This is a genomic window from Sphingopyxis sp. GW821-FHT12F08, assembly GCF_058806755.1.
This window is the reverse complement of sequence record NZ_JBXAQA010000002.1, coordinates 95,690-107,411: the sequence shown is the minus strand read 5'-3', so window position 1 is coordinate 107,411 and position 11,722 is coordinate 95,690. Positions and strand designations below refer to the sequence as shown.

Here is an 11,722-nt window from a genome sequence, read left to right as displayed (position 1 = left end):
TCGACTCGCGATGTACTATTCCCGATCCGTGCAAGGCGATCCTGATAATTACCTCAGTCTCCTGTCTGCCGCGCAAATCGAAACGTTGCGGCATGTTTTCGAGCATAAAAATTCCAAGGAAATCGCCCGGCTGATGAACGTGTCGCCGCACACGGTCGATGAGCGCGTCCGGCGTGCGCTAAAAAAACTCAATGTTTCCAATCGTGTTGAGGCCGCAACGATATTGGCTCGTAACGGTGTCTTCGACGATGTTACCCCTTATCAGCCTTTGACATATCAATCGCTTTACCTTTCGGAGGACCCCGCAGCCGCCGATGGCGAGCCGGGGCAACGGTCGCCTTGGCAGGTCCTGAACATCGGACTGCCATTCCCGACCAAGTCCCAGCCGGTCAATCGGCATGGGTTGTTGGAAAGGATTGTCTGGCCAATCTTGATCGCCTTCGTGACGATTTTGGCCTTCTCCGCTCTCTACTCGATCCTTGTCGGACTTGGTCGGTTGACCTGACGTTCGATCCGAATGCTGCGGGGGGGAACCGGTAGCATTCTCTTTCAAGGACCAAGAAAATGCTGAACCAACGACTTTCCGGCGCGAAAAGGATCGCCTCCGAGCTGCACCAGGCCGAAGACGCCATCGACGAGGCGATGATCCGCATCGCCAACCTTGCCGTGACGCTGCCCACCGTACGCCGCGACACCAATATGTCGGCGATCGTCGGCCAGGAAGCGATGGCCAAGGTCGCGCATGCGCTCGCCGCCGCCGGCGAAGTCCGCCAGCTGCTCACCGACGCGCACCTCGCGCTCACCGTGACCCAGAAGCAGGTCGGCCTCGGCACCCGCATGTTCGGCGCCGGCGTGAAGCCCGCCAGCGCGACGCTCGACGAGGGCAGCAACGACCAGGTCGCTGCCGAAATCGTCGAGATGCCGCTGGCCAAGGCTTCGTGATGACCGCGAAGGGTTGAAGAGCGCCACATGTGGGCCGTTGCGATCTATTACGCTGTTTTGCTGACCACGGTGGCCGTCGCGATGAGGCGCGGCGGCCCCTTGGAACGGTGGGCGGCATACACTGCGCTGATCGCCTCGGTCTGCTCCACATTGGTGTCACCCGTTCCGGAATGGACGAATATCGAAATCAATATCTTCGTCATCGACCTCATCGTCTTGGGAAGTTTCTGGTACATCGCCTTCAAAACAGAGCGGTTTTGGCCCTATTGGATCACCGGCTGGCAATTGATTGCGATTTTCGGACATCTTCAGAAGCTGATGTTTTCGGAGATATTGGCGCGCCCCTATTCGCTGCTTTCGATATATGTGTCCTACCCGATCCTGTTCGTGATCATGTACGCGGCGGGTTCGACGAAAGGAAAGGGTGACGTGAGGGCGACCGCGTAGCGGCGCCCCCAGGGGTCCCAGTCATGCAGCAATTTTCGAATGTTGAAATTGCGGAAATCAAATCGCGGATCGACCAGATACAGGAGATGCTGGGGACGGGGGCTGGTGTGCACGCGCCGGACGCGTCGCAGCAGGGCCGTATCGACGCGCCGGTCCCGGGCCTGATCGAGCAGCTTAACTTCAGCCTGCAGATGCGCCGCACGCGCAAGTCGCACTTCGGCAGCGCTCAGCTGACCGGGCCGACTTGGGACATGCTGCTCGACCTGATGCTTGCCAAGACCAACGGGCGCGAACTCAGCGCCAGCGACCTCGCGACCGGCGCGGGGGTGCCGCTGTCATCGGGGCTCAGGATGATCGCGCTGCTCGAACAGCTCGACCTCGCCGAACGCTATATCGACGAACGCGACCGCCGCCGCTCGATCGTGCGGCTCACCGACAATGGCGTCGACAGCATGACGCGCTATTTCGAGAAAATGGGGCAGGCATGGAGCGGCCGGCAGCGGTACGCGATGTGATCGCGAAACGAAGGTAGCGGGCGGGAGCGGACCTGAAGATCCTCCCCACGCGCAGCGATGGGGAGGTGGCAGCCCGCAGGGCTGACGGAGGGGGCGACGCCGTCAGGCGTCGGGGCAAGGCCAGACCCCTCCACCACCGCCTGCGGCGGCGGTCCCCCTCCCCATGGCTGCGCCAAGGGGAGGATCTTTAGGACAGCTCACCACCCCAAAACCGCCCTATCCCCCTATTCGGTAATCTCACGCAGCATCCGGTCGATCTTCGCCATCGCACCCGCCTTGATCTGGCACACCCGCGCCGCGCTGACGTCGAGGGTCAGGCCGATTTCCTGCAGATTGAGTTCCTCGAAGAAATAGAGCTGCAGCACCAGCTGCTCGCGCTCGGGCAGCCGCGCGATGCAAGCGCCGAGCGCTTCGAGCAGATCGTCCTGTTCCATGCGGTCGTCGGCGCCCTCGCCCTCGTCGGCGAAGAGGAAGCTGCCCTCGTCGACCAGCGCGTCGAGCGAGGTCGAGCGGCCGTGGGTCGCGCTGCGTTCGAGCGCGAAATATTCTTGCGGGGTCATGTCGAACGCTTCGGCCATTTCGGCGGTCGTCGGTGCGCGCATCAGATTCTGTTCGAGCGCGGCGCGCACCGCCGAAATCCGCTTGCTCGCGACCATCGCCGAGCGGCCGATATCGGCCTCGCGGCGGAGCTGGTCGATCATCGCGCCGCGGATGCGCGTCGAGGCATAGGTGGCGAAGGCGTAGCCGCGATCCTCATAATGGCGGCTCGCCTCGATCAGCGCGATCAGCCCGGTCTGGATCAAATCGTCGAGGTCGCTCGTGCGCGACACGCGCGAGAAGACCTGCCAGGCGATCTTGCGGACCAGCGGCGCATATTCGTCGATCAGTTCCTCGGCGCTCGCGCCATAGCCCTGCGGCGAAGTGGCGCGATTCTGGGCACGCGCGAACTGCTCGGCGGGCTCAATTCTCATGATGATGGTCCTTCATCTGGTCGGCGCTCTCGCCCGTGAGGCGGGGAACTTCGGCGCCGATCGTCGCGACGATCTCGGTCGCCTTGGTCGCCGGGATTTCGAGGTAGGAAATGACCGCGACGTCAGGGAAGGTCGCGCGTACCAGCCGCGACAGCGCGGGCCGGCAGATCGGCGACGCGACGAGCGCGAAGCTGCGGGTCGAGAGCAGCAGGGGTTCGACCGCCAGGCCGACCTGGTCGATGATCTTCATCGCGAGGCCATGCTCGAACGGCCATTCGGCGCCGGGGTTGGCGCGCACCGCCTGGTTGAGCAGCATCTCGATCTCGGGGGTGAAGGTGACGACGGGCAGCGGCATGCGGCTGGGCACGATCGTCTGGACGATCAGCGCGCCGATGCGCTGGCGCACCGCCTCGACCAGCTCGGTCTCGCCGAGCTGCTGCCCCGACATCGCGACCATCGCCTCGGCGATCTTGCGGAAATCGCGCAAGGGAATGCGTTCGATCAGCAGCGTCTTGCACAGGCTGGCGATGCGCGGCAGCGTGAAGCCGGTGGGGGTCAGGCTCGCGGCCAGCTGCGGATAATGCGCCTTCAGATTGTCGATGAGCGCCTGCGCGTCGTCGATGCCGAACAGGTCGGCGGCCGAGCCGACGATGCTGTTGTTGAGGTGCGTCGCGACCACGGTCGCGGGATCGACGACGGTATAGCCCGCGGCGATCGCGTCGTTTTGCGCGGCGCGCGGGATCCAGAGCGCGTCGAGCCCGAAGGTCGGGTCCTTGCACGGCCGCCCCGCGACCTTGGTGATCAGGTCGCCCGAATCGAGCGCGAGCATTTCGTTGGGGAAGACCTCGTCCTCGCCGACGATCACCCCGGCGACCGAGATGCGATAGACGTTGCCGGGCAGCGACAGGTCGTCGCTGACCTTCACCGCGGGGACGACGAAGCCGAGCTCCTTCGACAGCTGGCGGCGGATGCCGGTGATGCGGCCCATCAACGGGGCGCCCTTGCGTTCATCGACCAGCGCGACGAGCGCATAGCCGATCTCGAGCTGGCAGGCGCTGCCTTCGCTGACGTCGGCCCAGTCGATGCGGTGCGGGTCGGCGGGCGCGAGGACGGGCTCGGCGGCGACGACCGCGGCGGCGGCCGCCGCCTTGCGCAGCTGCCAGCCCATCGTCAGTGACAGCGCCGCGGCGGGCAGGATCAGCATCTGCGGCATCGCGGGGACGAGGCCGAGGATGAAGAGCACGCCGCCGACCGCGAACCAGATGTGCGGCGCCGCGAACTGGCTGCCGATCTGGTCCGACAGGTTGAGCGGCGAGGTGACGCGGGTGACGATCGCGGCGGCGGCGATCGACAGCAGCAGCGCCGGGATCTGCGCGACGAGCGCGTCGCCGATCGCGAGCGTGACATAGGTGCTGCCGGCTTCGGAGAAGCTCAGCCCATGGCTGAACACGCCGAGGATCAGCCCGCCGACGATGTTAACGAACAGGATGAGCAGGCCCGCGACCGCGTCGCCCTTCACGAATTTCGAGGCACCGTCCATCGAGCCGTAGAAATCGGCCTCGGTCGCGACTTCCTGGCGGCGCGCCTTGGCTTCGTCGGGGGTGAGCAGCCCGGCGTTGAGATCGGCGTCGATCGCCATCTGCTTGCCGGGCAGGGCGTCGAGGGTGAAGCGCGCCGACACTTCGGACACGCGCCCCGCGCCCTTGGTGATCACGACCATGTTGATGATCATCAGCACGACGAAGACGAACAGGCCGACGACATAGTCGCCGCCGATCAGCACCTGGCCGAACGCCTCGATCACATGGCCCGCGGCGTGCGTGCCCTCGTGCCCGTGGACGAGCACGACGCGCGTCGAGGCGACGTTGAGCGCGAGGCGGAAGAGGGTGGTGAGCAGGAGGACCGTGGGGAAAGCGGAGAAATCGAGCGGCTTGGCGGCCGACAGCGCGACCATCAGCACCGCGAGGCTGATCATGATGTTGGCGACGAAGCTGATGTCGAGGATCAGCGGCGAGACCGGGATCACCATCAGCGCGACGAGGATCAGCATCCCCGCGGGCAGCGCGGCGGCGCCGGCGAAGCGGCCCGCGTCGCGGAGGTTGAAGCTCAGATTCATGCGCTGCCTCCGAGCGCGGCGAGGCGCTGATAGGCCTGGGCGGCGAAGCCCATCGAGAGTTTCCTGGGCATCGGTTGAATATCCATCATCGGGAGCGGCGGGCGGCCGCCCTGGGTGCCGCTGGCGCTGGCCATCTGCATGCGCCAGCCGGGGTTGGCGGGCGGCATGGCGGCGCCGCCGGGCACGAAGCCGGGTTCGCCGCCCGCGTCGAGCTTGGCGCGGAAGCGTTCGCGAATGTCCTGCAGGCTGCGCATGCTGCCGTCGGACGCATAGAAGATCGAGCGGTTGGCCGCGGCGGCGTCGGGCAGCATCGCCGCGCCCGGCTGGTCGGGGTCGGCGGCCATCGCGGTCAGGAATTTGACCGCGCCGCTGCTGCCCAGGAAATGCGCGAGATAGAGGTCGACGGGCTCGGCGGCGCGGCCGATGCGGCTTTCGAGATGGGCGCGGTTGTCCGAGGTGAAGGCGGCGGCCATCGCGGCTGCTGCGGCGGGATCGTCGCGCAGGTCCATGATCTGCTGGCGCAGCGTCGGATCGGTGACGGAGAGCCGGCCCGCGGCGTCGCGCCCGATGGCGTTCGCGGCCCAGCCGAGGCCATGGTCGGCGCCGTGGCGGTCGAGCGTCGCGAGCCAGGTCGAGCGGGTGAACTGATAGAGGCCGCGCGCCGACGAGGTTGCGGCCTGGGCGGTCGGGTTGAACCCGCTTTCGACGCGCGCGACGTCGACCAGATAATCGAAATCGATCCCGGTGCGCGCCGACGCATCCTGCACCGCCGTCATCACGGGGGAGGCCCTGCCGCCGGCTGCACTGCTGTTGATCGTCGTCATGGCTTTCGGTCCCGCTGCATTCGGCAGACCAAAAGCAATCATCGTGCCATTCGCTGGAAAGGCACGGCTTTCTTTGGTTAATTAATAGCTCAGGGCGATCCCTTGGACGCGGGTGCCGCGCAGCGCATGGCCGTTGTCAATCCTCTGACGCGTCCAGTCCTTGAGGACGTTGACGCGGATCGCGGCGGCCTCGAGCTTGCGCAAGACCTTGTCGATCAGCATCCGCGCATGCTCCTCGCGCCCCGGCGGGACCTTCGCGCTGCGGAACAGGATCACCGCGGTCGCGAGCGCCTCGGTCGCGGCGACGATCGCGCCGGCGTCGTGCCCGTCGAGCGCCTCGACCAGCGCATCGAGCTGCGCCCGTACCTCGTCCATCTGCATCATCATTCGGCGCCGCCGGCGTGGAACTGCAGCATCGCGCGCGCGGTGGCGGCGGGGTCGAGCCGGTAGCTGCCGTCGGCGATCGCGCCGCGGATCGCGGCGACGCGGCCATGGTCGACCGGGACCGGCTGGTTCGCGATATCGGCGGCGAGGGTGATCAGGCTGGCGCCGGCGGCGGCGGCATCCTGCGCCCGGCGCGGGGCCGGCACGGCCTTATCCTCGGTGGCGGCGGACGCGAGTTTGCGCACGGCGCCGAGGCGCACGACGTTGCCGACCTGCAATCCAATCTTGCCGTCTCCCGTCATATGCGCCTCCTTCCTATGCCCGCCGTCGGAAAATCGACGCGGCGTTCGAAGGGCTTTAACGGCGGGAAGCGCGGGCGATTAAGCGGGCCCTCGCGAAAAAGATGAGAAAAGGCCCGGCGGCGTCGGAAAACCGACAGCCACCGGGCCCGGGCAGGGTTCTTGTCTAAAGCCCCTCCCCTTCAGGGGAGGGGTTGGGGTGGGGGCTCGAAACCTTGCGCAAGGTTTCGGGCCCCCACCCGCTGCGACTAACCAGCAAGCTGGTAAGTCTCGCTGCCCTCCCCTGAAGGGGAGGGCGTGATTTTGGTCAGTCCGCCAAGCGCGCGCGGCCGGGGCCGGTGACGACGGCGCTGAGGCTCGATTTGGCATCGCTGCCCTTGAGCGCGATCAACTCGCCGACGCGGCCGTCCTGCGTCGCGGTCGCGGCATAGCTGATCGCGAAGCTTTCGGTTTCGATCGTCACGCGGACATTGTCGCCGCGGCGGATGACCGGCGCGGCGGCGGCGGGCTTGGCGACGAAGCCGCCCGCTGCGCTGGCGCCGGCGGGCGCGGTCATCGGCACGCGCAGACGCCAGCCGAGCGAAGGGCAGCGGACCGCGAGGGTCTGGGCATCGATCGCGGTCACCGACGCCTGTTCGGGACAGCGCGCGAGCTTGATCCGGCGGTCGATCGGGGTCGCGGTGCGCCCCATCGCATTGGCTACCATCGCGGTGAGCACATCGATCGTCTGCCAGTCCTCGCTGGCCTGTTGCGCCGACGCGGCGGGGATGCATGCGGCAAAAGCGGCGATGCCCGTTATGATCTTGCGGTTCACGACCCATCTCCTTCGGTCCAAAATGGTCGCTCGCAGGACTGCAGGATGCGTGCCAGTCGCGCTTTGCCGCGGGGTTCGGCGTCCGCCGGACCACCGCCGTCAGATTTTTGACCGGCACCCGTGCGCCCCCGTCCTCCTTTTGGCATGGCCCCATGCAAGGCACGGAAAACCGGGGAATAATCCGATTTGGCACGCCGATTGCATCATGCCTTGGTGTTTCCGCGCGTTTGCGCCGGCCGGTGCCGGACGGGACCGCCGAAGAAGGACGAAGGTTATGGCATCCGAAAAGCTCTTTGGCATCCACGCCAGCGCGCTTCAGCTGCGCAGCCAGCGGATGATGATGCTGGCGTCGAACATCGCCAACGCCGCGACGCCCGGTTACAAGGCGCGCGACATCGACTTCTCCAAGGCGCTCGACCTCGCGCAACAGGGCGGTGATATCGAAGGCGCGATCGCCTATCGCGTGCCCGTGCAGGCGTCGCTCGACGGCAACACCGTCGAAATGGCGACCGAGCAGACGGCCTTCGCCGAAAATGCGCTCGCCTATCGTTCGAGCCTGTCCTTCCTGTCGGGGCGCGTCAACACGCTGACCCGCGCGCTGAAGGGCGAATGACCATGAACGGCGCCCTCTCGGTCTTCGACATCAGCGGCCGCGCCATGTCGGCGCAGCTGGTCCGCCTCAACACCACCGCGTCGAACCTGGCCAACGCCGGGACCGTCGCGGGCAGCGAAGGCACCGCCTATCGCGCGATGAAGCCGGTGTTCCGCACCGTGATGGATCAGCAAGGCCGCGCGACGGTCCAGGTCGACCAGGTCACACAGACCAAGATGGCGCCCTCGAAACGGCACGATCCCAACAACCCGCTGGCCGATGCCGACGGCAATGTCTGGGAAGCCGCGGTCGATAGCGCGGCCGAGCTGGTCGAGATGGTCGAGACCGCGCGCCAGTATCAGAACAATGTCCAGGTCCTGGAAACCGCCAAGGGCCTGATCAACGAAACCCTCAGGATGGGACAGTAAGATGGCCGTGAACAGCATCAGCAACAACAGCAACCCGGTGCTCAACGCGCCGGGCACCGCGAACCAGATGGGGCAGCAGGATTTCCTGCGCCTGATGACCGCGCAGCTGAGCCAGCAGGACCCGTTCAACCCGGTCGATAACCAGCAGATGGTCGCGCAGATGGCGCAATTCTCCAGCCTCGCCGGGATCACCGAGACCAACACCACGCTCCAGCAGATTTCCGAACAGCTGACGGCGCAGACCCAGCTGCTCAAGGACATCAAGGCGGCGACCACGCCCGCCACCACCACCGACACCACCACGCAGGAAGGGTAACAGCATGTCTTTCTATACCTCGCTTTCGGGCCTCAAGGGTGCCCAGACCGAAATGTCGGTCGTATCGAACAACATCGCCAACGCCGGCTCGATCGGCTTCAAGCGCAGCAAGGCGCAGTTCGGCGACATCTTCGCCGCGTCGCCGAACCAGGCGACCAAGACGGTCGTAGGGCAGGGCACGCGCCTCAACGGCATCACCCAGCAGTTTACGCAGGGGTCGTATGAATCGAGCGAGAAGACGTTCGACATGGCGGTCATCGGCGACGGCATGTTCGTCGTGAAGGGCGAGCCGCCGCGCAACCAGGTCACCTACACCCGCAACGGCTCCTTCACGCCGCTCGACGACGGGCGCGTGATCGACTCGACCGGCGCGACGCTGCAGTTGCTGCCCGTCGACGCCGACGGCAATGTCACCAGCCGCGACCTCGCCTCGACCGTCGACTTCGTCGTGCCGCAGCACGCGGCGGGCAACCCTGACGCGGCGCTGGTCAACGTCGCGATCGGTCTCGACGGCCTCGCCTCCGCGACCTTTGCCGACGGATCGACCCAGATGCTCGGCAAGGTCGCGATGGCGACCTTCCCTGCGATGGAGGGGCTGCGCCCTGTCGGCGATGCGCATTGGCAGGCGACCGGCGACAGCGGCGCCCCGACGATCGACGCCGCGACCAACGGCCCGATGGGCACGATCCGTTCGGGCGCGCTCGAACGCTCGAACGTCGACATCACCGAGGAACTGGTGATGCTGATCGCCGCGCAGCGCAATTTCCAGGCCAATGCCAAGGCGATCGAGGGCGCGTCCGCGCTGACCCAGACGATCATCGGCCTGCGCTGATCCAAGCTTAGTCGTCGCCTGCCGGAAGGACCCCCATGGACCGCGTCATCTATACCAGCCTCACCGCGATGCGGGGCAGCATGGCCCGGCAGACGGCGATCGCGAACAACCTCGCCAACGCCCAGACCCCGGGTTTCCGGGCCGACATGGCCGAGGCGCAGTCCTTGTGGCTGCACGGCAGCGGCATGGGCGGGCGCGCGATGGCGTCGGAGGAAGTCGTCGGCGCCGACATGCGCGCCGGCACGATCACCGCGACCGGGCGCGACCTCGACATCGCGATGGCCGGCGAAGCGATGCTCGTCGTCCAGGCGCCGAACGGCGAGGAAGCCTATACCCGCCGCGGCGACCTGCAGGTCTCGCCGAGCGGGCTGCTCACCACCGGCGACGGCCATCCGGTGCAGGGGGCGCAGGGTCCGGTCACCATCCCGCCCGCAGATTCGATCAAGATCGACCAGGAAGGACGCGTCTTCGTCGTGCCCGCCGGCGGCGATCCCGAAAATCCGCTGGAGGTTGATCGCCTGCGGCTCGCGACCACGACGGGATCGGACATCGTCAAGGGGCTCGACAATCTCTTCCGCGTCAAGGGTGGCGGCATATTGCCCGACGATCCCGAGGCCCGCGTCATCACCCGCTCGATCGAGGGCTCGAACGTCACCGCGACGGTCGCCCTGGTCGACATGATCGAGGCCAGCAAGGCCTGGGATTCGCAATTGAAGCTCATCGAGGACGCGCGCGACATGGACAGTTCGACCGCGAATTTGATGGCGCTGCCCCGTTAAGGAGAAAATAGATGAGCTATGGTGCCCTGCACGTCGCACGAACCGGTCTGGATGCCCAGGGCTTCCGGATGCAGGTGATCGCGAACAACCTCGCCAACGTGAACACCACGGGCTTCAAGCGCGACCGCGCCAATTTCGAGACGCTCGGATACCAGATCATGACGCAGGCGGGGGCGCCCTCGTCGGCGGAGAACCGCTATGCGACCGGGCTCAACCTCGGCACCGGGGTCGAACTCGCGGGCACCTCGCGCATGGATACGCAGGGCACGCTGCAGACGACGGGCAATGCGCTCGACGTCGCGATCGAGGGTGCCGGCTATTTCCAGGTCCAGATGCCCGACGGGCGCATGGGTTATACCCGCGCGGGCAATTTCAACCGCTCGGCCGACGGCACGATCATCACCCCCGACGGCAAGCCGATCCAGCCGCAGATCCAGGTCCCCGAGGATGCCACCGGCGTCGCGATCGGCGCCGACGGCACGGTCTCCGCCACGATCGCCGGCCAAGCCGAGCCCACCGAACTCGGCCGCATCGAGATCGCGCGCTTCGCCAACCCCTCGGGGCTGCAGGCGATCGGCGACAATATCCTGGTCGAGACGGCTGCGTCGGGCGCGCCGCTGGTCGGCGCCGCGGGTGAGGAAGGCCGCGGCACGCTGCGCGGCGGGATGCTCGAGGGATCGAACGTCAATGTCGTCGAGGAGCTCGTCGACATGATCGAGACCCAGCGCGCTTACGAGGTCAATTCGAAGATGATCCAGGCCACCGACGAGATGCTGAAAAATGCCACCCAGACTCTCTAAGCTCGTCTCCGGCGCGCTCTTCTTCGGCCTGCTCGCGGTTCCGGCCGCGGCCGAGGCGAAAAAGGACAAGATCGCGCCCGACGCCTTTTCGGTCACCTTGCCCGACCCGGTGCCGCCGGCGCCGCCGGCCAATGGCTCGATCTTCCAGGGCAGCTATGTCGCGCTCACCTCGGGCGCGCGGGCGGGGCAGGTTGGCGACATTCTCACCATCCAGCTCGTCGAGCGCACGATCGGGGCGAAGAGCAACAGCGCGGGAACCAACCGCGACGGCAGCTTCGGGCTGACCCCGCCGACCACCGGCCCCTTGTCGCTGTTCAGTCCGAGCGATGTTGCGATGGGCGGCGGGTCCGAATTCAAGGGCAAGGGTGACGCCGCGCAGTCGAACATGCTGTCGGGCGAAGTCACCGTCACCGTCGCCGCGGTCTATCCGAACGGCACGATGCTGGTGAAGGGCGAGAAGCTGATCACGCTCAACCGCGGCGACGAACGCGTCCAGATCGCGGGCCTCGTCCGCGCCGCCGACGTCACCCCCGACAACCGCATATTGTCGACCCGCGTCGCCAACGCGCACATCCGCTACACCGGGAAGGGCGAGATCGCCCGCGCCAGCCAGCAGGGCTGGCTGCAGAAATTCTTCTCGATCATCAGCCCGTTCTGACAGCC

General features: G+C 66.6%; 17 protein-coding genes. 11 read left to right on the top strand and 6 right to left on the bottom strand.

Annotated features, from left to right (window positions below):
- Window positions 1-10 precede the first annotated feature (10 nt).
- Genes AC1RNQ_RS05520 through AC1RNQ_RS05505 form a run of 4 tightly spaced genes read left to right on the top strand, consistent with a single transcriptional unit; the run spans window position 11 to window position 1,904 of the window.
- Entirely contained in the window at window positions 11-505 is a 495-nt protein-coding gene (locus AC1RNQ_RS05520; RefSeq protein ID WP_493169573.1) for a response regulator transcription factor, read from the top strand.
- Window positions 506-564: 59 nt separating this feature from the next.
- On the top strand, window positions 565-942 hold the full coding sequence (locus AC1RNQ_RS05515) for a hypothetical protein (RefSeq protein ID WP_493169572.1): 378 nt from the start codon (window positions 565-567) through the stop codon (window positions 940-942).
- Between the two features lie 27 nt (window positions 943-969).
- Window positions 970-1,389: a hypothetical protein gene (locus tag AC1RNQ_RS05510; RefSeq protein ID WP_493169570.1), complete on the top strand. Its 420-nt coding sequence runs from the start codon at window positions 970-972 to the stop codon at window positions 1,387-1,389.
- Between the two features lie 23 nt (window positions 1,390-1,412).
- Window positions 1,413-1,904 (top strand): MarR family transcriptional regulator, encoded by a 492-nt coding sequence (locus tag AC1RNQ_RS05505; RefSeq protein WP_493169569.1) that lies wholly within the window; start codon window positions 1,413-1,415, stop codon window positions 1,902-1,904.
- Window positions 1,905-2,128: 224 nt separating this feature from the next.
- On the opposite strand, the gene AC1RNQ_RS05500 is transcribed toward AC1RNQ_RS05505, so the two are convergent.
- The 6 genes from AC1RNQ_RS05500 to AC1RNQ_RS05475 form a co-directional block, all read right to left on the bottom strand.
- A complete protein-coding gene (locus AC1RNQ_RS05500; RefSeq protein ID WP_493169568.1) occupies window positions 2,129-2,875 on the bottom strand; it encodes a sigma-70 family RNA polymerase sigma factor in 747 nt (248 codons plus the stop codon).
- Window positions 2,865-4,991, bottom strand: a complete 2,127-nt coding sequence (flhA, locus tag AC1RNQ_RS05495) for a flagellar biosynthesis protein FlhA (protein ID WP_493169566.1) — start codon at window positions 4,989-4,991, stop codon at window positions 2,865-2,867. The genes AC1RNQ_RS05500 and flhA overlap by 11 nt, the downstream gene beginning before the upstream one ends.
- Complete coding sequence (locus tag AC1RNQ_RS05490; RefSeq protein WP_493169565.1) at window positions 4,988-5,815, bottom strand: transglycosylase SLT domain-containing protein; 828 nt, start codon at window positions 5,813-5,815, stop codon at window positions 4,988-4,990. Before AC1RNQ_RS05490 ends, flhA begins: the two co-directional genes overlap by 4 nt.
- 81 nt (window positions 5,816-5,896) lie before the next feature.
- Window positions 5,897-6,202 carry a hypothetical protein gene (locus AC1RNQ_RS05485; RefSeq protein WP_493169563.1) on the bottom strand — a complete coding sequence of 102 codons (306 nt, stop codon included), beginning with the start codon at window positions 6,200-6,202 and terminating at the stop codon, window positions 5,897-5,899.
- The gene (gene flgM / locus AC1RNQ_RS05480; RefSeq protein WP_493169561.1) at window positions 6,199-6,501 is read right to left on the bottom strand and encodes a flagellar biosynthesis anti-sigma factor FlgM; all 303 of its coding nucleotides are present in this window, start codon (window positions 6,499-6,501) and stop codon (window positions 6,199-6,201) included. The genes AC1RNQ_RS05485 and flgM overlap by 4 nt, the downstream gene beginning before the upstream one ends.
- Before the next feature lie 304 nt (window positions 6,502-6,805).
- Window positions 6,806-7,312 carry a flagella basal body P-ring formation protein FlgA gene (locus AC1RNQ_RS05475; protein ID WP_493169560.1) on the bottom strand — a complete coding sequence of 169 codons (507 nt, stop codon included), beginning with the start codon at window positions 7,310-7,312 and terminating at the stop codon, window positions 6,806-6,808.
- A 274-nt stretch (window positions 7,313-7,586) separates the two neighbouring features.
- On the opposite strand from AC1RNQ_RS05475, the gene AC1RNQ_RS05470 reads away from it, so the two are divergent.
- From AC1RNQ_RS05470 to AC1RNQ_RS05440, 7 genes are read left to right on the top strand one after another with little or no spacing between them, the layout of a single operon-like run.
- Window positions 7,587-7,925 (top strand): flagellar basal body rod protein FlgB, encoded by a 339-nt coding sequence (locus AC1RNQ_RS05470; RefSeq protein ID WP_493169558.1) that lies wholly within the window; start codon window positions 7,587-7,589, stop codon window positions 7,923-7,925.
- A complete protein-coding gene (gene flgC / locus AC1RNQ_RS05465) occupies window positions 7,922-8,332 on the top strand; it encodes a flagellar basal body rod protein FlgC (RefSeq protein ID WP_493169557.1) in 411 nt (136 codons plus the stop codon). The genes AC1RNQ_RS05470 and flgC overlap by 4 nt, the downstream gene beginning before the upstream one ends.
- A gap of 1 nt (window position 8,333) precedes the next feature.
- Window positions 8,334-8,648, top strand: a complete 315-nt coding sequence (locus AC1RNQ_RS05460; RefSeq protein WP_493169555.1) for a flagellar hook assembly protein FlgD — start codon at window positions 8,334-8,336, stop codon at window positions 8,646-8,648.
- Window positions 8,649-8,652: 4 nt separating this feature from the next.
- Window positions 8,653-9,480: a flagellar hook-basal body complex protein gene (locus tag AC1RNQ_RS05455; protein ID WP_493169553.1), complete on the top strand. Its 828-nt coding sequence runs from the start codon at window positions 8,653-8,655 to the stop codon at window positions 9,478-9,480.
- Between the two features lie 35 nt (window positions 9,481-9,515).
- A complete protein-coding gene (locus tag AC1RNQ_RS05450) occupies window positions 9,516-10,259 on the top strand; it encodes a flagellar basal body rod protein FlgF (RefSeq protein WP_493169551.1) in 744 nt (247 codons plus the stop codon).
- A gap of 11 nt (window positions 10,260-10,270) precedes the next feature.
- On the top strand, window positions 10,271-11,059 hold the full coding sequence (gene flgG / locus AC1RNQ_RS05445; RefSeq protein WP_493169550.1) for a flagellar basal-body rod protein FlgG: 789 nt from the start codon (window positions 10,271-10,273) through the stop codon (window positions 11,057-11,059).
- The gene (locus tag AC1RNQ_RS05440; protein WP_493169548.1) at window positions 11,040-11,717 is read left to right on the top strand and encodes a flagellar basal body L-ring protein FlgH; all 678 of its coding nucleotides are present in this window, start codon (window positions 11,040-11,042) and stop codon (window positions 11,715-11,717) included. Before flgG ends, AC1RNQ_RS05440 begins: the two co-directional genes overlap by 20 nt.
- Window positions 11,718-11,722 lie beyond the last annotated feature (5 nt).

Bases quoted from the DNA above. Each gene is read 5' to 3' on its own strand.
- AC1RNQ_RS05520 (WP_493169573.1), top strand. From the start codon at position 11: ATGTACTATTCCCGATCCGTGCAAGGCGATCCTGATAATTACCTCAGT.
- AC1RNQ_RS05515 (WP_493169572.1), top strand. From the start codon at position 565: ATGCTGAACCAACGACTTTCCGGCGCGAAAAGGATCGCCTCCGAGCTG.
- AC1RNQ_RS05510 (WP_493169570.1), top strand. From the start codon at position 970: ATGTGGGCCGTTGCGATCTATTACGCTGTTTTGCTGACCACGGTGGCC.
- AC1RNQ_RS05505 (WP_493169569.1), top strand. From the start codon at position 1,413: ATGCAGCAATTTTCGAATGTTGAAATTGCGGAAATCAAATCGCGGATC.
- AC1RNQ_RS05500 (WP_493169568.1), bottom strand. From the start codon at position 2,875: ATGAGAATTGAGCCCGCCGAGCAGTTCGCGCGTGCCCAGAATCGCGCC.
- flhA (WP_493169566.1), bottom strand. From the start codon at position 4,991: ATGAATCTGAGCTTCAACCTCCGCGACGCGGGCCGCTTCGCCGGCGCC.
- AC1RNQ_RS05490 (WP_493169565.1), bottom strand. From the start codon at position 5,815: ATGACGACGATCAACAGCAGTGCAGCCGGCGGCAGGGCCTCCCCCGTG.
- AC1RNQ_RS05485 (WP_493169563.1), bottom strand. From the start codon at position 6,202: ATGATGATGCAGATGGACGAGGTACGGGCGCAGCTCGATGCGCTGGTC.
- flgM (WP_493169561.1), bottom strand. From the start codon at position 6,501: ATGACGGGAGACGGCAAGATTGGATTGCAGGTCGGCAACGTCGTGCGC.
- AC1RNQ_RS05470 (WP_493169558.1), top strand. From the start codon at position 7,587: ATGGCATCCGAAAAGCTCTTTGGCATCCACGCCAGCGCGCTTCAGCTG.
- flgC (WP_493169557.1), top strand. From the start codon at position 7,922: ATGACCATGAACGGCGCCCTCTCGGTCTTCGACATCAGCGGCCGCGCC.
- AC1RNQ_RS05460 (WP_493169555.1), top strand. From the start codon at position 8,334: ATGGCCGTGAACAGCATCAGCAACAACAGCAACCCGGTGCTCAACGCG.
- AC1RNQ_RS05455 (WP_493169553.1), top strand. From the start codon at position 8,653: ATGTCTTTCTATACCTCGCTTTCGGGCCTCAAGGGTGCCCAGACCGAA.
- AC1RNQ_RS05450 (WP_493169551.1), top strand. From the start codon at position 9,516: ATGGACCGCGTCATCTATACCAGCCTCACCGCGATGCGGGGCAGCATG.
- flgG (WP_493169550.1), top strand. From the start codon at position 10,271: ATGAGCTATGGTGCCCTGCACGTCGCACGAACCGGTCTGGATGCCCAG.
- AC1RNQ_RS05440 (WP_493169548.1), top strand. From the start codon at position 11,040: ATGCCACCCAGACTCTCTAAGCTCGTCTCCGGCGCGCTCTTCTTCGGC.